General features: G+C 60.6%; 20 protein-coding genes. 9 read left to right on the top strand and 11 right to left on the bottom strand.

What is annotated here, in order from left to right:
• The first annotated feature begins 11 nt into the window (after positions 1-11).
• Positions 12-1067, top strand: coding sequence for an ABC transporter ATP-binding protein (locus tag J4D25_RS19695; RefSeq protein WP_057713479.1), 1056 nt, complete (start codon positions 12-14; stop codon positions 1065-1067).
• Positions 1068-1205: 138 nt separating this feature from the next.
• Here the strand turns inward: J4D25_RS19695 and J4D25_RS19690 are convergent, their stop codons facing one another.
• Positions 1206-2126 (bottom strand): AraC family transcriptional regulator, encoded by a 921-nt coding sequence (locus tag J4D25_RS19690; RefSeq protein ID WP_057713480.1) that lies wholly within the window; start codon positions 2124-2126, stop codon positions 1206-1208.
• Between the two features lie 339 nt (positions 2127-2465).
• On the opposite strand from J4D25_RS19690, the gene J4D25_RS19685 reads away from it, so the two are divergent.
• Positions 2466-2819 (top strand): putative quinol monooxygenase, encoded by a 354-nt coding sequence (locus J4D25_RS19685; protein WP_057713481.1) that lies wholly within the window; start codon positions 2466-2468, stop codon positions 2817-2819.
• A 41-nt stretch (positions 2820-2860) separates the two neighbouring features.
• The gene (locus tag J4D25_RS19680; protein WP_057713482.1) at positions 2861-3091 is read left to right on the top strand and encodes a hypothetical protein; all 231 of its coding nucleotides are present in this window, start codon (positions 2861-2863) and stop codon (positions 3089-3091) included.
• On the opposite strand, the gene J4D25_RS19675 is transcribed toward J4D25_RS19680, so the two are convergent.
• The 6 genes from J4D25_RS19675 to J4D25_RS19650 form a co-directional block, all read right to left on the bottom strand.
• On the bottom strand, positions 3092-3721 hold the full coding sequence (locus J4D25_RS19675) for a flavin reductase family protein (protein ID WP_057713483.1): 630 nt from the start codon (positions 3719-3721) through the stop codon (positions 3092-3094).
• 194 nt (positions 3722-3915) lie between these two features.
• Complete coding sequence (locus tag J4D25_RS19670; RefSeq protein WP_057713484.1) at positions 3916-4149, bottom strand: hypothetical protein; 234 nt, start codon at positions 4147-4149, stop codon at positions 3916-3918.
• Between the two features lie 436 nt (positions 4150-4585).
• Positions 4586-5905, bottom strand: coding sequence for an MFS transporter (locus J4D25_RS19665; RefSeq protein ID WP_057713485.1), 1320 nt, complete (start codon positions 5903-5905; stop codon positions 4586-4588).
• Positions 5906-6203: 298 nt separating this feature from the next.
• Positions 6204-7538, bottom strand: a complete 1335-nt coding sequence (locus J4D25_RS19660) for a sigma-54 dependent transcriptional regulator (RefSeq protein WP_057713486.1) — start codon at positions 7536-7538, stop codon at positions 6204-6206.
• The gene (locus J4D25_RS19655) at positions 7532-9298 is read right to left on the bottom strand and encodes an ATP-binding protein (RefSeq protein WP_057713487.1); all 1767 of its coding nucleotides are present in this window, start codon (positions 9296-9298) and stop codon (positions 7532-7534) included. Before J4D25_RS19655 ends, J4D25_RS19660 begins: the two co-directional genes overlap by 7 nt.
• 228 nt (positions 9299-9526) lie before the next feature.
• Positions 9527-11050 (bottom strand): fumarate hydratase, encoded by a 1524-nt coding sequence (locus J4D25_RS19650; protein WP_057396275.1) that lies wholly within the window; start codon positions 11048-11050, stop codon positions 9527-9529.
• A 488-nt stretch (positions 11051-11538) separates the two neighbouring features.
• Between J4D25_RS19650 and J4D25_RS19645 the strand changes: the two genes are divergently transcribed.
• From J4D25_RS19645 to J4D25_RS19635, 3 genes are read left to right on the top strand one after another with little or no spacing between them, the layout of a single operon-like run.
• A complete protein-coding gene (locus tag J4D25_RS19645) occupies positions 11539-12645 on the top strand; it encodes a GGDEF domain-containing protein (RefSeq protein ID WP_057713488.1) in 1107 nt (368 codons plus the stop codon).
• Positions 12638-13573, top strand: a complete 936-nt coding sequence (locus J4D25_RS19640) for an iron-sulfur-binding ferredoxin reductase (protein WP_057713489.1) — start codon at positions 12638-12640, stop codon at positions 13571-13573. Before J4D25_RS19645 ends, J4D25_RS19640 begins: the two co-directional genes overlap by 8 nt.
• A 29-nt stretch (positions 13574-13602) precedes the next feature.
• Positions 13603-14352 (top strand): enoyl-CoA hydratase-related protein, encoded by a 750-nt coding sequence (locus J4D25_RS19635; protein WP_057713490.1) that lies wholly within the window; start codon positions 13603-13605, stop codon positions 14350-14352.
• A 189-nt stretch (positions 14353-14541) separates the two neighbouring features.
• Here J4D25_RS19635 and pyk read toward each other — a convergent pair whose 3' ends face one another.
• The gene (gene pyk, locus J4D25_RS19630) at positions 14542-15993 is read right to left on the bottom strand and encodes a pyruvate kinase (protein ID WP_007978464.1); all 1452 of its coding nucleotides are present in this window, start codon (positions 15991-15993) and stop codon (positions 14542-14544) included.
• Positions 15994-16201: 208 nt separating this feature from the next.
• Here pyk and J4D25_RS19625 point away from each other — a divergent pair, with 208 nt between their 5' ends.
• Both J4D25_RS19625 and J4D25_RS19620 read left to right on the top strand, forming a co-directional pair.
• Positions 16202-16585: a tol-pal system YbgF family protein gene (locus J4D25_RS19625; protein WP_057713491.1), complete on the top strand. Its 384-nt coding sequence runs from the start codon at positions 16202-16204 to the stop codon at positions 16583-16585.
• Between the two features lie 235 nt (positions 16586-16820).
• Complete coding sequence (locus J4D25_RS19620; RefSeq protein WP_057713492.1) at positions 16821-17180, top strand: PilZ domain-containing protein; 360 nt, start codon at positions 16821-16823, stop codon at positions 17178-17180.
• A gap of 37 nt (positions 17181-17217) precedes the next feature.
• Here the strand turns inward: J4D25_RS19620 and J4D25_RS19615 are convergent, their stop codons facing one another.
• Together J4D25_RS19615 and J4D25_RS19610 are read right to left on the bottom strand one after the other, a co-directional pair.
• Positions 17218-18546, bottom strand: a complete 1329-nt coding sequence (locus tag J4D25_RS19615; RefSeq protein WP_057713493.1) for a DUF58 domain-containing protein — start codon at positions 18544-18546, stop codon at positions 17218-17220.
• Positions 18543-19544: a MoxR family ATPase gene (locus tag J4D25_RS19610; RefSeq protein ID WP_057713494.1), complete on the bottom strand. Its 1002-nt coding sequence runs from the start codon at positions 19542-19544 to the stop codon at positions 18543-18545. The genes J4D25_RS19615 and J4D25_RS19610 overlap by 4 nt, the downstream gene beginning before the upstream one ends.
• Before the next feature lie 897 nt (positions 19545-20441).
• On the opposite strand from J4D25_RS19610, the gene J4D25_RS19605 reads away from it, so the two are divergent.
• Complete coding sequence (locus tag J4D25_RS19605; RefSeq protein ID WP_057713495.1) at positions 20442-22952, top strand: bifunctional diguanylate cyclase/phosphodiesterase; 2511 nt, start codon at positions 20442-20444, stop codon at positions 22950-22952.
• A gap of 171 nt (positions 22953-23123) precedes the next feature.
• Here the strand turns inward: J4D25_RS19605 and J4D25_RS19600 are convergent, their stop codons facing one another.
• A complete protein-coding gene (locus J4D25_RS19600; protein WP_198530254.1) occupies positions 23124-24251 on the bottom strand; it encodes a DUF4350 domain-containing protein in 1128 nt (375 codons plus the stop codon).
• Positions 24252-24272: the final 21 nt, after the last annotated feature.

Raw genomic sequence — 24272 nt, 5'->3', positions numbered from 1 at the left:
AGGTGATTCTTATGTCTGGTCTGATTCTGGAAAACGTCGAGAAACATTACGGCTCGGCCTGCGCGGTAAAGGATGTAAACCTGCATTTGCCCGAGGGCAAACTGGTGTGTTTCCTCGGTCCTTCGGGCTGTGGCAAAACCACCTTGCTGCGCATGATTGCCGGGCTGGAAACCCTGAGCGGTGGCGAGATTCGCCTGGACGGTGAGGACATCGGCCACACCCCGGCGCATCTGCGTAATTTCGGCATGGTGTTCCAGTCGCTGGCGCTGTTCCCGCACATGACGGTGGGGGAGAACATCGCCTATCCGCTGAAACTGCGTGGCGTCAGCAAGGCTGACCAGCAGGCGCGGGTGGTGGAATTGCTGGAACTGATCCAGCTGCAAGCGATGATCAATCGTCCGGTGGCCAAGCTGTCCGGCGGCCAACGCCAGCGCGTGGCGATTGCCCGGGCGATTGCCAATCACCCGAAAATCCTCCTGCTCGACGAACCTCTGTCAGCGCTGGATGCCAAGCTGCGCGAGTCGATGCAGGTGGAAATCCGCCAACTGCAACAACGCCTGAACATCACCACCATCATGGTGACCCACGACCAGCGCGAGGCCATGACCATGGCCGATATCGTGGTCGTATTGGGTGAGCACAAGGTGCAGCAGGTGGGCACGCCGATCGAGATCTATCGTCACCCGGCCAACGAGTTCGTCGCGGACTTCATCGGCTCGGGCAACATCTTCCCGGCCACGGTGCTGGGTAACGGCAAGGTCAGTTTGCCGGGCGGCGATGCGCTGCAAGTACCGATCTGCAGCAGCATCGTGGTCGGTGAAAAGGTGAAGATGCTGATTCGCCCGGAAGACCTGCAACTGTCCGCACCCCAGGCGACCGCGGGCAACCGCTTGCTGGGCAAGGTGACGTTCGTGCGCGATATCGGCGCGACCATCGAGACCACGGTGGAGTGTTCCGGGGTGTCGTTTACCGCGCTGAGCACGCCATGTCAGGGCTTTGGCCTGAGCGTTGGTCATCCGGTGTCGGTGACCTTGCCGGTGGAGGCATGCCGGGTACTGGGCGCCTGATCCGGATTTGATGTTGGCCTCGCTGGCCTCATCGCGAGCAAGCTCGCTCCCACACTATCGGTGTACACCGGACCCTGTGGGAGCGAGCTTGCTCGCGATGGGGTCGGCACAACCAACACAAATTCTGGATCAGACTGACTACCGCAATCGCGCCAGATCCCGCAACGGCGGCGCCCCGAACAACCGGCTGTACTCCCGGCTGAACTGCGACGGACTCTCATACCCGACCCGATACCCCGCCGCCGAAGCCTCCAGCCCTTCGGCGAGCATCAGCCGCCGTGCTTCCTGCAGGCGCAACTGCTTCTGATACTGCAACGGACTCATCGCCGTCATCGCCTTGAAGCGGTGATGCAGCGTCGACACGCTCAGGTTCACTTCCTTGGCCAATTCATCAATGCGCAACGGCTGTTCGAAATTGCCGTTGAGCCATTTGATCGCCTGGCTGATGCGATGGCTCTGGCTGTTGGCGATGGCGATTTCGTACAGCCGATGCCCCTGTTTACTGCGCAACAGGCGATAGAGGATCTCCCGGCGAATCAGCGGCGCGAGCATGGCGATGTCTTTTGGCGTGTCCAGTAACCGTGCCAGGCGCAGCACGGCGTCGAGCATCGCGGTGTCGAGTTTTTCGACATACAGCCCGCGCCCGGTCGGCCGGGTGGGCACGCCGAGGGGGCCGGCGTCAGCGATCAGTGCGGTGATTTCCGTCGGGTCGATGTCCAGGCGCAAGGCCAGGATCGGTTCCTCAGGCGAGACATCCACCACTCGTCCACTGAGCGGCATCGAGACCGAGACCACCAGGTAGTTCAGCGGGTCGTAGTTGAAGTATTCGTTGGCCAGCTGAACTTCCTTGCGCCCCTGGGCCATGATGCACAGCGCCGGTTGCGCGAGCACCGGGGCGAACTCGTGGGACTGGCTGTGGCGGGACATGAACAGCGAGCCGATGGCCGTGGCATAACTGCCATCTTCGGCGGTGTTGCGGCGGATGATGGCCGCCAGTTCCGCGCGCTGCTTTTCCATGTCGGTGTCCAGCGGGGCTTGAAAGTGATCGAGCGACGACATGCGAGGCATCCTCGGCAAGGCATGAAGGGAGTGGTGCAGAGCATAAGTTTGTGCAAGCGACAGCGGTAGACACATCCTGCCGGATGCTTGCCTGATTCTGCCTGGGGGCGACCGGCGGTGTAGCCAATAGAGCCTTGTGCCGCAAGAACTTGCTTGAAACTCGTATGGCAGAACCGTGACAGGGTTTTACAGCTTGTTACAGGCTGGCGATGAAGTTTCGCAGGATTGTGCAACGCGCCGGCAGGAATCGACTAACGAGACAGGCGTCGCGGCCCTTAACCTTTGATCCTGTCGCAGCCCGTCCCCCGGCTGCCACGCGACTCCCCGGGAGGGTTGAACATGTCCACGCAGATCCCCGTCAGTCATATGGCCTTCGTTCGAGCGCGCGCCGGGCGCTCGGAGGAACTCGGTGTGCGCCTCAGCGCCCTGATCGAACCGTCCCGCGCAGCGCCAGGCTGCCTGAGCTTTGCCTTGCAGCATTCGCAATGCGATCCGGAGCTGTGGCTGGTGTCCGGTTTCTGGAGCAATCAACAGGCCATGACCGCGTACTTCAGCACGCCGGCGATGGAGATTTTTGCCGAGCTGGTGCAGGAGCTGGTGGTCAACAGTCTGGATTTCCACACCTTCAAGGATGTCTCGGCGGCGCAGGCCCTGGGGCAGTCAGCAGTGGCGGTACACAAACTGGCCGGTTGAGGGTTTAATGACGGCATTCTCAACCAGCCAGGATTCGCGACATGGCACGTAAAGCCTTTGAACACTTCGAAGCTGTTTCCGCTGTAGTACCGGGCGAGGGTGGTTACCACGCCGCTATCGCCGTCAAAGCGCTGGGTGGTTCCGGCGCCCCGCGTTTTCACAAGGTGCTGGAAGGGCAGATCTTCAAGACCGCCCATGACGCCGACCTGGCAGCGGCCAAAGAGCTGACCCACCTCAAGGACGTCAAAGAAGACACCGACCTGCTCTGGTGATCACTTCACCACCTCCGGGCGGTACATCTTGAACAACGCCTCAGGCCCCAACTGGAAGTAATCCGCCGGCCCGCCGCCGCGCAGAATCGGTTCTGCCGCGGCGGTGTCGTATACCCCGTCCTTCAACAGCCATTTGGCGATATGCACGGCGACCACTTCGCCGAGGATCAGCCAGCTCGGCACCACGTTGCCGTCCGCCCGTTGCAACTGAATGATCTGCGTGACCTTGCACTCGAAGGACACCGGGCTCTCGGCGACCCGTGGCACCTGAATGACCTTCGAGGCAGCGGTCGTCAACCCGGCCAGTTCGAATTCGTTGACCTCAGGCCCGACCATGGCGCAGCTCTGGTTCATCTGCTCGGCCAGCGGCCGCGTGGCCAGGTTCCAGGCGAATTCGCCGGTCTGTTCGATGTTGTTCAGGCTGTCTTTGCGCCCGACGCTGGAAAACCCAATGATCGGCGGAATGTAGTTGAAGGCGTTGAAGAAACTGTAGGGCGCCAGGTTCAGGTGGCCCTCGGCATCCTGTGAAGAGATCCAGCCAATGGGGCGCGGGCCGACGATAGCGTTGAACGGATCGTGGGGCAGGCCGTGGCCGTTGGCGGGTTCGTAGAAGTGGATGTCGTCAGGCATTGGAGAGAATTTCCGGAGCGGGCTGGAGGCGCTCATGGTGCAAGCACGCGCCGCAGATTTCCAGCCCGACCTCACCCCCTGTAGGAGCGAGCTTGCTCGCGATGGTCGTTAACGATTACGCGTGTTCCCTGGCTGAACGCGGCGTGCTTGAGTCCATCGCGAGCAAGCTCGCTCCTACAGTTTTTGAAGCCGGATCAGCCGATAGCTTCAGCGCTACCGGTTTTGTCGAAACCGTCGGCAGCAATAGCGTCCGCGGTGCCGGTTTTATCGAAGCCGTCAGAAGCATAGGTGCCCGAGTGGCTGCGTTCGATGGCGGCGCTGGCGCCGGAGCCGTAAGAGGCCGAGCCGGTTTTGTCGTAGCCATCGGCGGCGAACGTGTTGGCGGCCAGTACGGAAAGGGCCAGGGCAAGGATCAGTTTGGTCTTCATGGTAGTGACTCCCGTCTCGTTGGCGTTTAGTGGAAAAAAGCCAAGACGCCAGATATATCGATTAATTTTCGCAATTAAATCCTGCTACTTATCGATTAATTGGATGTTAAGGCCGTCAGGCTTTTTCGCTTTCAAGGACTGAGTGAGCGCATCGCAATGAATCGATCAGGCCGTTAAAGGTTGGGCGGCGAGCATTAACGCGTGATTAATCGGCTCTTTTACCTGGGTGACGGATTTTTCATGAAGCCTGTGGAGAACAGGTTCGGCAAGCGCGAGGGTGCGCTGTTGTCCTGATAGACCGAGTTGCGCCTATCGCGAGCAGGCTCGCTCCCACATTGGACCGCATTCCTCCCGGGGTACGCGGTCAACCTGTGGGAGCGAGCCTGCTCGCGAAGGGGCCTTGGCAGTCACCCTTGCGGTAACTGCCTGACGTCTGTCAGTCAGTGACGATCCGCGAATGCTTGCGGGTGTCTTTCATGGTGATGTACACCAGCAACGACACGGCAATACACGCGGTGACATACCAGTAGTAACCCGTCTCCATGCCAATGCTCTTGAACCACAGCGCGATGTATTCGGCGGTGCCGCCGAAGATCGATACGGTCAGTGCGTACGGCAGGCCCACGCCCAGGGCGCGGATTTCGGTCGGGAACAGTTCGGCTTTCACCACGGCGTTGATCGAGGTGTAGCCGCTGACGATGATCAGCGCCGCCATGATCAGGAAGAACGCGCCCCACCAGGTCGTAATGGTGTGCAGGGTGGTCAGGATCGGTACGGTGAACAGCGTGCCCAGGATGCCGAAGGCAATCAGGATCGGCCGACGACCGATTTTATCCGACAGCCCGCCGATGATCGGTTGCAGGCACATGAACAGGAACAACGTGGCAGCGGAAATGGTGGTGGAGTCGGAAATGCTCATGCCGACGGTATTCACCAGGTATTTCTGCATGTAGGTGGTGTAGGTGTAGAACGCCAGCGTACCGCCCATGGTCAGGCCGACCACGGTCATCAGTTCCTTGGGGTGGCGCATCAAGGTGCGCATCGCGCTTTCCTTGGCTTTTTCTTTCTTGGTGAAGGACTCGGTTTCTTCCATGCCACGACGCAGGTACAGCGCAACCACGGCACACAGCGCGCCGATGGCGAACGGGATGCGCCAGCCCCAGGCGTAGAGCTCCTCGGTGGTCAGGAAGTTCTGCAGGACAATCAGCACCGCCAAAGCGATGAGCTGACCGGAGATCAGGGTCACGTACTGGAAGCTGGAGTAGAAGCCGCGACGCTCCTTGGTCGCCATCTCGCTGAGGTAAGTGGCGGAGGTGCCGTATTCGCCACCCACCGACAGGCCTTGCAGCAAGCGCGCGAACACCAGCAGGATCGGCGCGCCGATGCCGATGACTTCATAACCCGGGCTCAGGGCGATCAGCAGCGAGCCGAAGCACATCAGGTACACCGAGGCCATCAGGGCCTTTTTGCGCCCGACCTTGTCGGCATACAGACCCATCAGCCAGCCACCGATCGGACGCATCAGGAAGCCCACGGCGAAGATCGCGGCGGTGTTGAGCAGTTGGGCGGTGGTGTCGCCTTTGGGGAAGAAGGTCTTGGCGAAGTACAGGGAGAAGGCGGCGTAGACGTACCAGTCGTACCACTCGACCATGTTGCCAACGGAGCCGCTGAAGATCGACTTGATGCGGCTGGAAGTGGTTCTTTCTTTGGCCGGCGCGGCAGCCGACCCAAGCGGCAGGGAGTTGGAGTTATCCATTGAAGGATCCTTCATTTAATTGTTTTTGTGGAGCGCGATGAAACGCAGCCTGCCAGGGCTATAGCAGGAGCTGTGCCAACGGGGAGAGGGCCGGTTTAGAGGGGGTAGAGTGTTTCAGTGAGCGGAAATCCGCTTATTCGTGGCAGCTGATGGGCGGAAAATTGCTTACGGTTTGGTTGGTTGCTTTGCCTGTACAGGCCTCATCGCGAGCAAGCTCGCTCCCACAATGTTTGGCGTACACAGATCCACTGTGGGAGCGAGCTTGCTCGCGATGGGGCCAGGGCAGACACCACAAAAATCAGGCCTCGGGCAAAAACATCTCCCGGCTCAACCCATGCCGCTGCATCTTTTCATTGAAGGTCCGGCGCGGCAGTTGCAGTTCTTCGAGCACCGCTTTCACATCGCCCTTGTGCCGGGTCAATGCCGCACGCAGGCATTGCGCTTCGAACGCCTCCTGCTGAGCCGCCAGTGACTGGCCGGGCTCGATGCCCAAGGGCTCCGGCTCACCGAGCCCCAATACCTGACGCTCGGCGACATTCGCCAATTCGCGCACGTTGCCTGGCCAGTCGTGGCTCAGCAGGTGACTCAACTGGGCGCCGCTCAACGGTGGAAATTTGCGTCCCAGGCGTTCGGCGGCGTTTTGGGCAAAGGATTCGAACAGCAGGGGTATGTCTTCACGGCGTTCGCGCAAGGGCGGCAGGCGTAGCTCAGCGACGTTCAAGCGATAGGCCAGGTCTTCGCGAAAACGTCCGGCCCGCGCTTCGTCGAGCAGGTCCGGCTTGGTCGCGGCAATGATGCGCAAATCCACGCGGATGCTCTGGTTCGAGCCCAGCCGTTCAAGTTTTTGCTCCTGCAACACCCGCAGCAGTTTCACTTGCTGGGCCAACGGCATGCTTTCGATTTCATCGAGAAACAGTGTGCCGCCGTCGGCGTATTCGAGCTTGCCGATGCGCTTGCCGGACGCCCCGGTGAACGCGCCGCTTTCGTGACCGAACAGCTCGGCCTCGAACAATTGCTCGGGGATGGCCGCGCAGTTGAGTGCGACAAAGGGCTTGTCGGCCCGCGGCCCGAAGTCGTGCAGGCAACGCGCGACCAGTTCCTTGCCGCTACCGGTTTCGCCGCGAATCAGCACGTTGACCGGCAGTGCTGCCAGGTCCAAAACTTGCCGACGCAGGGTCTGCAGACCCCGGGACACGCCGAGCAGCGTGGCATCCAGTTTGGCGCGGTTGTCCGCCTGCTCGTGCAGCGCGCGGTTTTCCAGCACCAGCCGGCGTTTGTCGAGGGCGCGGCGCAGGCTGCCGAGCAGGGTTTCCGGGCTGAAGGGTTTTTCGAGGAAATCGTAGGCACCGTCGCGCATGGCTTCGACGGCCATCGGTACATCGCCGTGACCGGTCAGCAGGATCACCGGCAAATCAGCATCCCGGCGCTGCACCTCGGCCAGCAGTTCGAGGCCGGTCATGCCAGGCATGCGCACATCGCTGAGAATCACCCCGGCAAAATGCCTGGGCAATTGCGCCAGGCATTCATCGGCGCGACTGAACAACTGCACCTCGAAACCCGACAGGCTCAACCATTGCTCGACGGCACTGCGGATGCTGCTTTCGTCGTCGACCACGATCACTGAGTTCAGCATGGTTCATGCACCTCCAGGTCGATGGGCAAGGTCACGGTGAACACGGCACCTTTGTCATGATTGTCGGCACTCAAGCGCCCGCCGGATTCGTGAACGATGGCAAACGATACGGCCAAACCGATCCCCAGGCCATCGCCCACCGGTTTGGTGGTGAAGAACGGATCGAAGACCTTGGACAGGTTCTCTTCGGCGATACCGCCGCCGTTGTCGATCACACTCAGGCGCCATAGTTGTTCGTCGGCTTCGAGGCGGATTTCCAGGCGTTTGCAGGGCTTGTCCTGCATTGCATCGAGGGCATTGCGCAGCAGATTGATCAGCACCTGTTCCAGGCGAATCGCATCGCCACGCACCCAGGCCGGACGGGTCAGATGCAGCACGGTGCTGACCTGTTCGTCGCGCAGCCGGGTGTCGAGCAGTTGCAGCGACTGATCCACCACCGCCGCCAGGTCCAGGCGTTCGCGCAAACCGCTGGGGCTCTTGCGGGCGAAGGTTTTCAGGTGGCCGGTGAGGGCCGCCATGCGGGTGAGCATTTCATCCACCGGCTTGAGCGCCTTGTAGGCGTCGTCGACCCGGCCGTGGTCGAGCAGCAGGCGCAAGGTCGCCAGCTGCATGCGCTGGGCGGTAAGTGGCTGGTTGATCTCATGGGCCAGGGCGGCGGACATCTGCCCCAGCGCCGCGAGTTTGGCTGACTGCACCAGACCTTCCTGGGCGGTGCGCAGGTCGCGGGTACGCTCTTCTACAAGCTGTTCGAGTTCTTCGCGACTGCGCTGACGCAGTTTGGCCAGGCGCCAGCGCTGGTTGAGAAACAGCAGCAGGAACACCAGGGTCAGCCATAGCCCGGCCGCGGCGAGGGCAGCATTGCGGCTGTCTTCGAAGGCGACTTGTGGGCGCCGCAGCAGGTGCAGGGTCCAGCCCTCGGTATTCAGCGGCAGGGATTCCCACAGGTAATCCGCCTTGCCGTCGGGGCCATCGACCCGAGCCAGGTCGCTGTTGTCGTCGAAGCGCCGCAACGATTGAAACTCAAGCGGCGTCAGCGGCTGCTTGTCGTACTGGCGGGTGGTCTTGAGTTCGGCATGATCGCTGTCGCTCAGCGGCTTGAGCAGGCGATAGCGCCAGCCCGGCTGGTTGGCGATGAAGATTATTCCACGTGCGTCGCTGACCAGCAGTGTGTCGCTGCCCTGGCGCCACTCGCGTTCCAGTTCGGGGAACTCCAGTTTCACCACCATCGCACCGAGGAACTGGCCATCGTCATCGCTGACCGCGCTGGAGAGGAAGTAGCCGGGAATTCCGCTGGTCACCCCCACGGCGTAAAAGCGCCCGGTGCCCTGGGTGCGGGTCTGGTTGAAATAGGGACGGAAACCGTAGTTGTGGCCGACATAACTGCTGGGCAAACGCCAGTTGCTCGCCGCCACGGCGAGGCCGGTGCGATCGAGCAGTTCCAGGGTCGATGATTGGGCGGCGCCGTTGATTTTTTCCAGTTTGCGGTTCAATGCGTCCTGCTGTTCGGAACTGACCTTGCCCTTGAGCGCCGAGCGCAGCTCCGGGTCCAGCGCCAACACCGCGGGCAGGGCGCGGTAACGTTCGATCAGGGTATGCAGGGACGTGGCGTACAGCGCCAGTTGCTGATTGGCGCGAGCCGCGTCTTCGACCATTGACTGGCGCACGGTGTGGCGCATGGCCAGAGTGGCGGCGAAGGCGGCGCCGGCAATGATCAGCACGGTGTATAGCGTCAGACGCAGGGATCGAGATGACTCAAACATGCAGGGCTTACACAAGGAATACGGAGGGGGCGCACGATAACATGAGCGACTTGGCCCTTGTAGGAGCGAGCCTGCTCGCGATGGAAGTCAACGATAACGCGGGGCACCAGACAGCCCGTGTCGTCCATGCGTCCTTCGCGAGCGGGCTCGCTCCTGCAGGGGGATGGTTTGGCAATAAAAAAGGCGACAGGGATAACCCTGTCGCCTTTTCTGGAGCAGTCCAAGCGCTTACTGCACTTCTACCGCCAGGCTTTCACTGATCTTTTTCTGCCAGATGGCAGGACCGGTGATGTGTACCGACTCACCTTTGCTGTCGACGGCAACAGTCACAGGCATGTCTTTCACGTCGAACTCGTAGATCGCTTCCATGCCCAGTTCGGCGAAAGCCACTACGCGGGATTTCTTGATCGCTTGCGCTACAAGGTAAGCCGCGCCGCCGACTGCCATCAGGTAGACGGCCTTGTGGTCCTTGATCGCGTCGATTGCGGTCGGGCCGCGCTCGGATTTGCCGATCATGCCCAGCAGGCCGGTTTGCTCGAGGATCTGACGGGTGAACTTGTCCATCCGCGTGGCGGTGGTAGGACCGGCCGGGCCAACCACTTCGTCACCGACCGGATCGACCGGGCCGACGTAGTAGATGAAGCGACCCTTGAGGTCCACCGGCAGGGTTTCTCCCTTGTTCAGCATCTCGACCATGCGCTTGTGCGCAGCGTCGCGGCCGGTGAGCATCTTGCCGTTGAGCAGAACGGTTTCGCCCGGCTTCCAGCTCTGCACTTCTTCCGGGGTCAGGGTGTCGAGGTTGACACGACGGGCCGACGGACCTGCTTCCCAGACGATTTCCGGGTAGGCGTCCAGCGGTGGCGCTTCCAGCGAAGCAGGGCCGGAACCGTCGAGCACGAAGTGTGCGTGACGGGTGGCGGCGCAGTTCGGGATCATGCACACCGGCAGCGAAGCGGCGTGAGTCGGGTAGTCCATGATCTTCACGTCGAGCACGGTGGTCAGGCCACCCAGGCCCTGGGCGCCGATGCCCAGTTGGTTGACCTTCTCGAACAGCTCCAGGCGCATTTCTTCAATGCGGTTCTGTGGGCCACGGGCCTTCAGCTCGTGAATGTCGATGGATTCCATCAACACTTCCTTGGCCATGACGGCAGCTTTCTCGGCGGTGCCGCCGATGCCGATGCCGAGCATGCCCGGTGGGCACCAGCCGGCGCCCATTTCCGGAACTGTCTTGAGCACCCAGTCGACGATCGAGTCGGACGGGTTGAGCATGGCCATCTTCGACTTGTTCTCGGAGCCGCCGCCCTTGGCTGCCACGTCCACTTCCACGGTGTTACCCGGAACGATGGAGTAGTGGATGACCGCCGGGGTGTTGTCCTTGGTGTTCTTGCGAGCGCCCGCCGGGTCGGCGAGGATCGAAGCACGCAGGACGTTTTCCGGCAGGTTGTAGGCGCGACGTACGCCTTCGTTGATCATGTCGTCCAGGCCCATGGTGGCGCCATCCCAGCGCACGTCCATGCCGACACGCACGAACACGGTGACGATACCGGTGTCCTGGCAGATCGGGCGGTGGCCGGTGGCGCACATGCGCGAGTTGATCAGGATCTGTGCCATCGAGTCGCGGGCCGCTGGCGATTCTTCGCGCAGGTAGGCCTCGTGCATCGCCTGGATGAAATCCACGGGGTGGTAGTAGGAAATGAACTGCAGGGCGTCGGCAACGCTCTGAATCAGGTCGTCTTGCTTGATCACGGTCATGAGTCGCGCTCCTCTAAAAGACGGGAACATTCAATAAGGTGCTTGCAGCTTGGGTGCATCGGTCGGTTGCAAGCACCTTTCAAGGCACGCCGGGCAAGCTGGCGCGACGCTAAAAAGGCGCGGCAGTATACCGCGCCTCGCGGACAGGCACACGCGCCGGCAGTCAATCGTTGGTCGCATAGAAGCAGCTGCAAGAGGAGTGCGTGGCTTTTGTGGCGAGGGGGCTTGCCCCCGTTCGGTTGCGAAGCAGCCGCAAAACCGGTGAAAACAATCCGCCTGACACAACGACCTGTCTGTTACCGGGACTGCTCCGCAGTCCAACGGGGCGATGCGGCGATCCGACAAGCCCCCTCGCCACAGGGGCGCGCAAGGCCCGGACCGTCGATCCCGAAAATTGAATGGTCATTTATCGGCCACGCCACTAAAGTGACATTCGGTCTGTAGAGTAGGACGCTCTGTCAGTCTCCTTTCATTTGGTGAATCAACGATTGACCCAAAACGCCATCCAGCGCCTGTTGCTCAAACGTTTCGCCCTCGCGGCCGGCACCTATGCCCTGGCATTACTGTTGCTGTGGCTGGCGTTTTTTACCGGTCACTACAACGCGCCGCTTTCCAGTGTCGCCATCGGCAGCGCACTGGTAGTGATCAGTCAGGCCATCCTGTTCGCGGTGTTCTACAGCGGCTGCAACCTGCGTTTCGCCGACCCCAGCCTGACCGAGGCACAAGTGTTGCTGGGGCTGGGTTGGCAAACCTGGCTGATTGCCCATCTGGACGAAGCCCGGGGCGCGTTTCTGGTGTTTTACGTGCTGATCCTGCTGTTCGGCCTGTTCCATCTGTCTCGCCGGTCTTTAGTACGATGCGCGCTGCTGGTGTTTTTGAGTTTCAGTGCGATCACGCTGTGGGAGGGCTACCACTTCCAGCTGCCTGACCCGGCCATGGCGGTGTTGCAGGTCTGTGTGCTGTTCATCGTGCTGGTGTGGCTGGTGCTGTATGCCCGCTATGTCCAGGCCTCGCGACAACGCATGCGCCAGCGGCGTTTTGCCTTGCAGGCGCACCAGGACACGTTGCGCGGGATGATGCGCCAGCTCGAAGACCTGGTGGCCACCGACGAGCTCACGGGCCTGTTCAATCGTCGGCATTTCCTGCGCCTGGCGTCACGCGAGCTGAACGCCATGGACGCCGGTGTCGTGCATGGCCTGGCGCTGATAGACCTCGACCATTTCAAACGCATCAACGACCTGCACGGTCATGCTGCCGGCGATCAGGTGCTGCAAGCCTTTGCCGGCGTTGCCAGCGCGTGCCTGCGTGACGGTGACGTACTGGCTCGCTACGGTGGCGAAGAGTTCGTGGTGCTGCTGCCCGATTGCGATGCCGACAGTCTGACTTCGTGCTGCGAACGGCTGCGCATCGCGTTCACCGATGTCGAGCTGATTGGTCTGAATGTACGCAACCTCAGCCTGTCCGCCGGCATGACCCTGCTGGAATTGGGTGACGACCTCGATGATGCGTTGCAGCAGGCCGATCAGGCGCTCTATCGCGCCAAGCGTGACGGCCGCAACCGATGCGCGGCAGCGTGGGAGAACGTCGATGCCTGAGCTGCGGGTCGGCGAGCGCCATTGGTCGGTGGCGGCGGGCAGCAATCTGCTCGATGCACTGAATCAGAACGGTGTGCCAGTGCCTTACAGTTGCCGCGCCGGCAGTTGTCATGCGTGCCTGGTGCAGTGTGTGCGGGGCCTGCCGAACGACAGCCGCCCCGATGCCTTGAGTGCACAGCAGCGTGAACAAGGCTGGCGGCTGGCGTGCCAGTGCCAGGTGGTCGAGGACTTGCAGGTGCACGCCTTCGACCCGCAAACCGATGGTCATCCGGCCGAAGTCGCGGCGGTCGATTGGCTGACTACCACGGTGCTGCGCTTGCGGGTAATCCCCCAGCGACCGTTGCGTTATAGCGCCGGGCAGCACCTGGTGTTGTGGGCGGGCAGCGTGGCGCGGCCGTATTCCCTCGCCAGCCTGCCGCAGGAAGACCGTTTTCTGGAGTTTCATCTCGATTGCCGCACGCCCGGGGAATTCAGCGATGCCGCCAGGCAAATGCGCATCGGCGATCCGATCCGTCTCGGTGAACTGCGCGGCGGTGCCTTGCATTATGACCCTGACTGGCACGCCCGGCCGTTGTGGTTGATGGCGGCCGGCACCGGATTGGGGCCATTGTTTGGTGTCTTGCGCGAAGCATTGCGCCAGGATCACCAAGGCACCATCCGCGTCATCCACCTGGCCCATGATGCCAATGAGCACTACCTGGCCAAACCCCTGCAAGCCATGGCAACCAGCCGTCCGAACCTGAGTGTCGAACTGTGGACCCCGGCCGAGTTGCCAGCGGCTTTGGCGCAACTGCGGCTTGTTTCCCGGCAAACCCTGGCCTTACTCTGCGGAGGCCCCGACAGTGTCGACGCCTTTGCCCGGCGTCTGTACCTGGCGGGATTGCCGCGCAATCAACTGCTGGCCGATGTGTTCCTGCCCCGTGGTTGAGCGCTGACTTTTCAGACGCGAGACCTGCCATGACCGATGCCATCCAAGTTGAACGCGAACGCGGCCTGTTGACCCTGCGCCTGAATCGCCCGGACAAGAAAAACGCCCTGACCCGCGCCATGTACAGCCACTTGGCCGAGGCGCTGAAACAGGCCGACAGCGATCCGAATGTCAACGCCGTGTTGATCACCGGCTCTGCCGAATGCTTCACCGCCGGCAACGACATCGCCGATTTCATCCAGCAACCGCCGAACAGCCTCGACAGCCCGGTGTTCCATTTCATGCTCAACTTGCTCGAATGCCGCAAACCGGTGGTCGCCGCCGTGGCCGGAGCGGCGGTGGGCATTGGTACGACCATGTTGCTGCATTGCGACCTGGTCTACGTCAGCCGCGACGCCCGGCTGCGCATGCCGTTCGTCAACCTTGGTCTTTGCCCGGAGTTCGGCTCCAGCCTGATCCTGCCGCGTCTGCTCGGGCAGGCCAAGGCGGCGGAGTTGTTGCTGCTCGGTGAAGGTTTCAATGGGGAGCAGGCTGCCGCGTGGGGTATTGCGTCCGAAGCCTTGGGCAGTGGCGAAGAAACCTTGGCCAGGGCGCGGGAGATGGCGTTGCGATTCGAGTCGCTGCCGCCGGAAGCAGTGCGTATCAGCAAGCAATTGATGAAAGCGCCGGACCGGGAGCTGTTGCGCAAGGTGATTGAAGAGGAGGGTGCGTTGTTTACCCAGCGGCTGCGGTCGCCGGAGGCGTTGGCGGCGTTGACGGGGTTCATCAAGCGGCATTGAATCTTTCGCTGACTGGGCCGGCCCCATCGCGAGCAAGCTCGCTCCCACAGTAGATTTGTGTACACCAAACCATTGTGGGAGCGAGCTTGCTCGCGATGAGGCCAGCCTGAACAACACAACTATCGGATCAGAATGCAAAAAGCCCCGCCATTCACATGGCGGGGCTTTTGTTTTTCAGCAGCCGGTCACTCAGACCATCGGATCGCCAACGTGCAGGATCTTCATGCCGTTGGTGCCACCGGTAGTGTGGTAGCTGTCGCCTTTGGTCAGGATGACCCAGTCGCCTTTCTGTACCACGCCGCGCTTGACCAGCTCGTCGATAGCCTTCTGGCTGACTTCGTTCGGCGCCAGCGAAGCCGGGTCGAACGGGATGGTGTACACGCCACGGAACATTGCCGCGCGAGCCTGGGCTTCGCGGTGCGGGGTGAACGCGTAGATCGGCACCGAGGAGCGGATGCGCGACATGATCAGCGGGGTGTAGCCACTTTCGGTCAAGGCGATGATCGCCTTCACGCCCGGGAAGTGGTTGGCGGTGTACATGGTCGCCAGCGCGATGCTTTCGTCGCAGCGCTGGAATTCCTTGCCGATGCGGTGGCTGGAGGTCTTGCTGGTCGGGTGCTTTTCGGCACCGACGCAGATACGCGCCATGGCCTGAACGGCTTCCAGCGGGTACAGGCCAGCGGCGCTTTCGGCCGAGAGCATCACGGCATCGGTGTAGTCGAGCACGGCGTTGGCTACGTCGGACACTTCGGCGCGGGTCGGCATCGGGTTCTGGATCATCGACTCCATCATCTGGGTCGCCACGATCACCGCCTTGTTGTGGCGGCGTGCGTGCAGAATGATTTTCTTCTGGATGCCCACCAGCTCGGCGTCGCCGATTTCCACACCCAGGTCACCACGGGCAACCATCACCGCGTCGGACGCCTTGATCAGGCCGTCGAGGGTTTCGTCGTCGGCCACGGCTTCGGCGCGTTCGATCTTCGCCACCAGCCAGGCAGTGCCGCCGGCCTCGTCGCGCAGTTGACGGGCGTACTCCATGTCGGCGGCGTCACGCGGGAAGGATACCGCGAGGTAGTCGACTTCCATTTCCGCGGCGAGCTTGATGTCGGCCTTGTCTTTTTCAGTCAGGGCCGGAGCGGTCAGGCCGCCACCGCGACGGTTGATGCCTTTGTGATCGGACAGCGGGCCACCGATGGTCACGGTGCAGTTCAGTTCGGTGGCGGTGGCGGTATCGACGCGCATCACCACGCGACCGTCGTCGAGCAGCAGCTCGTCGCCCACACCGCAGTCCTTGACCAGGTCCGGGTAGTCGATGCCGACCACTTGCTGGTTGCCTTCGGTCAGAGGATGGCTGGTGGAGAAGGTGAATTGATCACCGATCTTCAGCTCGATCTTCTTGTTGGCGAATTTGGCGATACGGATTTTCGGGCCTTGCAGGTCACCCAGCAGGGCGACGAAGCGGCCGTGCTTGGCAGCGAGGTCACGCACCAGCTTCGCGCGAGCCTTGTGCTCGTCGGGGGTGCCGTGGGAGAAGTTCAGGCGGGCGACGTCCAGGCCAGCCAGAATCAGCTGTTCGAGAACTTCCGGCGAGTTACTGGCCGGGCCAAGGGTGGCGACGATTTTGGTACGACGGACGGACATGCAAAGACTCCTGAGTTCAAGCGCTGAGTGAGGCTACTATGCTCCGAAGGTGTAGTCATTGTTCGTATGCACTACTTTTCGTGAAGAGCTTGGTTTTTTCGAAGAACCTGGTTATTGCCTTCTTTATAGAACCGCGCAACTTTGCATCAGGCAGCCTGAAGATTTCCGACCATGGGTCGATACAGCGTTCATGACAGGAGATTTTCCCATGCGTTGCGTACTCATTGCCGCCCTTGCCATCAGCGCCCTCAGCGTCACGGGCTGCACCCGTTGGTCGATGAACCATCATTTGAACAATGCCTACAAAGCCTATGACCGGGGCAATTGCGAGCAAGTCATGCTTGAACTGTCCAAGGTCGAGCGCGAAAGCCGGGCGCGACCTTATGTGTGGCCGGAAGCATCGATGATGCGCGGCCTTTGCCTGGAACGGCAGAAGATGTTTGTCGATGCGGCGCAGACGTATCAGTTCATCATCGCGTCGTACCCACAGAGCGAATACGCCTACCGCGCCCGAGCTCGTCTGGAAACCCTGCAAAGCCTGGGTCACTACCCGTTGCGCAGTGCCGCCGCGACAAAATCCACGCAGTTCTGACGGCCGTAACCCTCTGATCGCTGGCTCCCCGGCGGTGGTGAGCTATAGTCCAGGGAACCGGTTTTAGAGCGTTGTCTCTGATGAACCGGGGCAACACCTGTGACCGGTACAAGCAAGACTCTGCGCTACAAGGACTGGCGCACCGGAAGCGGGGAGAGCGGGCAAAGACTTATGCATACCCGTTCCGAAGCAGTAGTGCGGCTCTGCTTAAGAGCCTTGCATAGCGAATTTGCGCATGTTCACTGACCGCCGAATCGAGCGGCATCAACTGCCGTACTTCCTGAAAGTGTTCAACGGCATCACCGGCAAACCCATCGGCTACCTGGGTAATGTCTCCGAAGACGGGCTGATGTTGATCAGCCAGCTGCCGATGATGATCGGCGCGGACTTCAGCCTGCGCCTGAAAATTCCCGCCAGCGAAGGTGGTCTGCGAATCATCGACCTGCAGGCCTGTTGCCTGTGGTGCCACGAAGACGCGACCCCCCAACATTTCGACGCCGGGTTCAGCCTGCAACGGGCACCGCCGGAGTATGGGCAACTGGTAGAGGCGTTGAAGCAGTATTTCAGTTTTCTGCCGCTGCCGGCTTCGGCCTGAGATCAATGGGAACCTGGCTGTGAGTGATTGCCCAGGCTCAGAGTCCGGTTCTCTTCCAGCCCAGGTACCGAGTCACCAACTCTGCCCCCAACTCACCGGGCCGCGCATCCATCACCAATACGCCATGAGCGTTCAAGCGCTCATTGAGTTCGGCGCGTGCATTCAGGTAGTCCACGGTCCCGCAATAGGCCAATGCTTCGGGCAAAGTCTGCACCGGTGACTGACGCAGGGTGTCGAGCACGTCTTCGCGCAGGCTCGCTACCAGCACCTGATGCTGCCGGCTCAGGCGGTGGATGGCCGGAAGCAATTCATCGTCGTCCTCTTCGCGCAGGTTGGTCACCAGCACCACCAGTGCCCGGCGTTTTTGCCGTGCCAGCAGTTGCGTGGCCGCGGCTTGATAGTCGGCGCTGCGTTGGGTGCTGTTCAAGTCATAGACGGTGTTGAGCAGGGTGTTGAGATGGCTGGTGCCTTTTACCGGCGCGAGGTAGCGCGGCTGTTCGCTGGCAAAAGTACTCAGGCCCACGGCGTCGCCCTGACGTAGAGCGACGTAGCTGAGCAACAAACAGGCGTTGAGGGCGTGATCGAAGTGCGACAGCTCATCATCCTGGCTGCGCATGTGCCGGCCGCAGTCGAGCATGAAAATGATTTGCTGATCGCGTTCGTCCTGATATTCCCGGGCAATCGGCGTGCGCTGGCGCGCGGTGGCTTTCCAGTCGATCTGGCGCAGGCTGTCGCCCTCGCGAAATTCGCGCAATTGATGGAATTCCAGGCCCAGGCCCCTCCGTTGTTTCTGGCGGACGCCAAGCTGGCTGAGCCAGTTGTCCACCGCCAGTAATTGCCCTTCATAGAGACGGGCGAAGTCGGGGTAGACGCGGGTGGCGTCGGGCAGGTCGAGCAAGCGTCTTTGCGACCAGAGTCCCAAGGGGCTTGGCAGGTTGATTTCGCAGTGTTCGAAGCTGAAGTGGCCGCGCTTGAGCGGGCGCAGGCGATAACCGGCCAGGCTGTGCTGGCCGGGTTGCAGCTCGACCGTCAGCGGCAGGTTTTCGAAACTCAAGCCCGGTGGCACATGGTCGAAGACTTGTACCTTCAGCGGTTGCGCAAAGTCGTGCTCGACCGTCAGTTGCACCTCGCTCCATCGACCCAGCGCCAGGCTGCCGGGTATCTGGCGTTTCAGGTGGGGCGACGGCAGGCGCTTCACGCGCACCGCATCCAGCAGTGCCAGGGCCAGCAGCGCCAGCAGCAACCCCCAGTTGATCGCCATGAGATTCGTCGGAACCGAGACCTCCAATGCCCGCAAAGTGCCCGACACAATGGTGCAGGCCAGCAGGATCAACAGCCAGACGAGCATCAGGCGCGAGGGTTTCACAGGCGCGGCGCCGGCACTTGGTCGAGCAACTGCTGGAGCACCTGATCGACATCCAGACCCTCGATATCCAGCTCCGGCGCGATGCGCACACGATGGCGCAGCACGGCCAGGGCGCAGCCTTTGATGTCATCCGGAATCACGAACTCACCGCCGCGCAGCAGCGCCCGGGCCCGGGCACATCGCACCAGCGCGATGGATGCGCGTGGGCCGGCGCCGAGGATCAAACCAGGCCAGTTGCGGGTGGAACGGGCCAGGCGCACGGCGTAATCGAGCACCTGGTCGTCCAGTGCCAGGTCGCTAGCGATGCGTTGCAGGGCCAGTACATCCCTGGCCTGCAATAACGTGCGCATCGGTTGGACATCAAGCATGTCGGCCCGGGTCGAGCGGCTGACCTGACGCACCATGTCCAGCTCCTGCTCGGCGTCGGGGTAATCCATGCGGACCTTGAGCATGAAGCGGTCCAGTTCAGCCTCCGGCAGGGGGTAAGTGCCTTCCTGTTCGATCGGGTTCTGCGTGGCAAGCACCATGAACGGTTGCGCAATCGGCAATGGACGGCCTTCGAGGGTGACTTGCCGTTCCTGCATGGCTTCGAGCAGCGCGGCCTGGGTTTTCGCAGGGGCACGGTTGATCTCGTCGGCCAGTAGCAGGTTGGTGAACAATGGCCCTTTGCGCAGTTTGAATTGTTCAGTCTGCAAGTCATACACGGCATGCCCGGTGACATCGCTGGGCATCAGGTCCGGGGTGAACTGGATGCGTGCGAACTCGCCGCCGAAGCAGCGGGCGAGGGCGCGCACCAACAGGGTCTTGCCCAAACCCGGCACGCCTTCGAGCAGCACGTGGCCGCCGGCGATCAGTGCCGTCAGGACGTCGTCGATCACGCTGTCCTGGCCAATCACCGCTTTTTGCAGTTCTTTGCGTACGGCCTGGGCCAGATGGCTGGCACGCTGACGCTGTTGAGCGGCATGGCTCGGTGCGTCGGGCTCGATCGGTTGACTCACGACTTCCGGAGCCTTGTTAACAGTTACATTTGTTTTATCTTCCATAAGTCAGTCACTTATCTAATCTAACTTTTTTCACGTATTTTTTTACGTGTGGAACGAGTGAGTGACTGCCAATCTGCCTCATTGCAAACCCATGGCAACCCTTCATTTGAGCGTTCGTCAGAGGTGGAGGTTAGTCTATGACGGTCAACTGCCGACATTACCTGCCTTGCTTGGGAGAATTTGGTTCGATGAGTGAATCAAACGCTGCTGTCAGGTCTGCACGATAAGGTGCAGTAAAGCCTTGCCGTGTCGCGGCAGTCATTCGGCCATCCCGGAACCAAGGGTGATGCGAGCGAAAAGCATGGCTGGAGCTGCTTGAAACGTATCTGCCGCACCGGTATCAGGCGGCAACGGCGCATGTCGTAGATAGCAGGGACGGGTTCAGCCAGTGACAATTTCACAACAGAGCAAGCCTGCAACACTCCTTCTGCCTACACAGAATTTAGCTGTGTTGCATCGACCGGTTGAATCCACAGCCGAAAGCTGCCGACCGTCAAGGGCTGCTACCGACCTGGAGCAGTCGGCGAACAGAATAATGGCAAATTAGTGGCTATGCTTGGTCTGTTGTCGAAGCTGATCAGGCAGTCCGGCAGGCTGCGCGGAAATGACCCGCAACGTGCCCTGTGTCACTCGACTATCCTGCATGAAGCATCCAGTTCAGGGGCGCAAATGCGCAACGACACTCGGGAGCTTCGCTCACGAAAACCAGCGTGAATCCAGAACAGAGAAAAAATTTGGCTAATGCTACGCGCGGTGTGTTCTCAGGTTCAGGTGTCGGCACAAAAGGTTGATTGGTTTCCGAATACTGCTTCTATTGGTCAATTTAGAAGGATTATGTTTGGAGTTTGTGAAATGGATTTTTTCAGGAATAAAACCGCCGCAAAGCAAGCCATACCCACCAGTTCAAATAAGCCGCGCTCGACCAAATGGCACCGCATGTACTTTTTTCTTGCGGGATTCGACGTGCTGGTTGTTGTGCTGAGCGTGCTATTGAATCACCTGATCGTCGATACCTATCACCGCTCCATCAAGGCAAACCAGTCGTGGGTCCAACAGCTGTCGAGCTATTCAACGCTGGGCAGCCTGGCTTCCACAGTCAATGCGCCGGGCAATAATGTGTTCGATACACATAATGTTGAAGCCGAATCGCGGAACATGAATGAAGCCTTGCGCGCCTTCAACGAGCATTTGGCAATGGCCAAAAAACAGTTGGAAGTACGGATCGCCAATGAGGCTGAACACAGTGCAGATATACAGGCCTTTACCCTTGCATTGAAGGATGAGGTGGGTGCAGTTGATGCCGCGATGGTCGAAATGGTGAACGAGGCCTTGCTGATCTTTTCCTACTTCAGGGAGGGGCAGTCGGACAATGCCGGCAAACGCATGGCAACGATGGACAGGAAGTTTGCCCTGTTGCTCGCCTCACTCAGTACCGTGCGGGATCGCGTTGGCCTGATTCAAAGCAAGCTCCTGGAGGAGGAGCTTGAGTCGGTCGAAGAACTGCGCCGGGTCGAATACGCGATCATGGTGTTCGTGCTACTGATGGTCAGTGCGGCCGTTATCTACGGGGGCAAGATCAGGCGCGAAATGGAGTCGCAAGCAGCCGAAAGGGAAGGTTATCTGGCAGTGCTGCGCGAAAGCGAGAAGCAGGCCCGCCAGCAAGCATCGCTGCTGGACAAGGCCCAGGACGCCATTGTCGTTCACGGGATGGATAACCGCATCCTGTACTGGAACAAAAGTGCCGAGCGTCTCTACGGTCTGTCAAAGGAAGAGGCGCTCGGCAAATCGGCACAGGAGTTGATCTACCAGGGTAGCGCCGCTTTCAATGCGGCCACTGACAGCCTGATAGAAACGGGTGACTGGGCGGACGAAGTTACACTTCGACGCCGGGATGGCTGCACCATCACGCTCGAAAGTCATCGAACCCTGGTGCGAGACGATGATGGCCAGCCGCAATCCGTTCTGTCGATCAATACTGACATCACCCACCGTAAGACCGCTGAGCAAGAGGTCCAGCGTTTGGCCTTCTACGATCAGTTGACCGGGCTGGCCAACAGGCGGCTCATGTTGGACCGGTTACAGCATCTGCTGGCGGGCAGCGCCCGTAGCCTGCATACGAACGGGATAATTCTCATTGACCTGGATAACTTCAAGGCACTGAACGACACGCTGGGTCATGACAGAGGCGACATGTTGCTGCAGCAAGTTGCTCTGCGCCTTTGCGGCTGCATACGCGAGAGCGACACCGTGGCTCGCCTGGGCGGAGACGAATTCGTCGTCCTGCTGGATGGCCTTAATGAGAATCCTCCAGAAGCAGCTATCCAGGCCAAGGCTATTGGCGAAAAGATTCTCAACTCTCTGAACATTTCCTACCAGTTGGATGGATATGAGCACCACAGCACCCCCAGCCTCGGCATTGCGCTGTTCCAGGGGCAACTGAGTACAGCGGACGATATTCTGAAGCGCGCTGACCTGGCGATGTATCGCGCCAAGGCAGCGGGCCGCAATACCATGCGCTTCTTCGATCCGGAAATGCAGGCGGTTGCCACGGCACGCGCCAGACTGGAAGTAGACTTGCGCCAAGGCTTGCAGGACAACGAATTCCTTCTTCATTACCAGCCGCAGGTGAATAGTGAGGGCCGTATCATTGGCGCGGAGGCACTGATGAGATGGCAGAATCCTGAGCGCGGAGTCGTGTTTCCAGGCGAGTTCATTCCATTGGCAGAGGAAACGGGGTTGATTCTGCCGTTAGGCCGTTGGGCGCTGCAGGCAGCCTGCACTCAGCTGGTTGCCTGGGCAAAGCGTTCGGAAACCGCCCGACTGGGTATGGCTGTGAATGTCAGCGCCCGCCAGTTTCACCATCCGGACTTCGTCGAGGAGGTACTGCAAGTACTGAGATACACGGGGGCCGATCCGAAGAAATTGAAACTGGAACTGACCGAAGGCCTGCTGATAGAGGATATGGAAGGTACTGTCGCCAAAATGATCGAGTTGAAAGAGATCGGCATAGGCCTTTCGCTGGATGATTTCGGAACCGGCTACTCGTCACTGTCATACCTGAAGAGCCTTCCGCTGGATCAACTCAAGATCGATCAGTCCTTCATCAGAGATGTGCTGGTTGATCCCAACGACGCCGCCATCGCCTGCGCGATTGTGAGCCTGAGCCAGATATTGGGGCTTTCGGTGATTGCAGAAGGTGTGGAGACAGAAGCTCAGCGCATCTTTTTGGTCAAGCATGGCTGCCAGACCTATCAGGGCTTCCTGTTTTCCCCGCCACTGCCAGCCGAACAATTTGAGGAGTATGTTCACGAAAGATTAATGGCGAGTACTGATTTCACACGGACCAAGACTAAATCGCCATAACTTCGTAGGTGCCGGGGACGTCCGCTTTCGGCTGTGGATTGAACCAAATGCGGACGATGAGAGGCCGACTCAAATGTGGCTCGCACCCGCAACTGCCGGAGGTAGCCTCGAACAGCTCGTAAGGGGCTGTCTTCTAATCCAATGGGAATCCAACACTTGTCAGGTGCCAGATCATAAGGCGTTCCTCAAGGTTTGCAGGTGGGCGACCTGGCGGCTGAATTCAACGCTGGAAAGCCGTTGTTTCGGCCGCGGGCTCATGGCCTGGCTGATGGCGCGTGTGGGTTGGCCGGTCAGGCGCGCGAGCACCAGCCATTGTTCGGCAACGCCGAGCTGTTCAAAACCGGGGTGACGACGCCGTACACGCCGCAGGATGTCTTGCTGCAAGGCTTGCAGCAGGACGGCCTGACCGTTGCGGCGCAACAGGAAGTCGGCACTGGCGCGCAGGTGCTCCTGCAATTGCCGGCGTGCTTTCGGAGCCGCTTCCAGCAGCGGTCCCTGGCGCACGCCAAAGTGCCAGAAACTCAGGCCGATCAAGGCGAGCAACGCGACCAGCGCCTGGGGGAAGTAACGCAGCAGCAACGTCAGCAGGCTGTCGTGATCGGTGTTGAAGATCAGCGTCACGCGGGTGTCGGCGGTCAGGTACCAGAGCAGCCAGGCGTTGTCGTACCGGTCGATGGCCGGGGTTTTCCACAGGTCGGCATCAGTGACCACGATGATCGAACCGAGCCCGTGGTCGAGTTGCATCATGTGCGTGGCCCTGGCGCTGTTGGCCCAGGCCAGGGCGAGGTTTTTCGGGTCTTCGAGATGGAACGCGGTATCGAAACCGGCATAGGCCGGGGCGTCTTCGTCTTCCAGGTAGAGCTTGGTCAGTTGCGGGTACGGATCGTCACCGATATCCGGCGGTGGGTCCTTGAGGTCTTTGCTCAAGGACTGGTGCAGTTGCACCCGGTCGAGCAGCAGGTCATTGCTATGGCCGAGTTTTTCATCCCACAGCGCCTCGGCGACGAACAGAAGCCGCCCGCCGGCCCGGGTCCAGTTCATCACCTGGTCGATCTGCCGTGGGGTCATGTTGTAGCGTTCCCCGAGCAACAGCAGGCTGTGTTGATGCGGGTCGAGGCTGGGCAGGATATCGAGGCCGTTGGCGTGGCCGACCTTCAGGCCTTGCTTGCGCAGGAACAACTCGGCCGCCAGATAAGGATTGGCATTGGCTTCGGGGGAGGGGCCGTGATCGATTTCGGTCTGGTAGGGAGTCGCCTTGAGGTACAGATAAACACTCAACGCAGCCAGCAACACGGCCATCAACGCACCGGCTATCGAACC

This window comes from Pseudomonas sp. GW456-L13 (assembly GCF_017350115.1).
Lineage (GTDB): Bacteria > Pseudomonadota > Gammaproteobacteria > Pseudomonadales > Pseudomonadaceae > Aquipseudomonas > Aquipseudomonas jessenii.
Note: the sequence above shows the minus strand (reverse complement) of the source record. Positions and strands in the feature narration are given on the sequence as shown.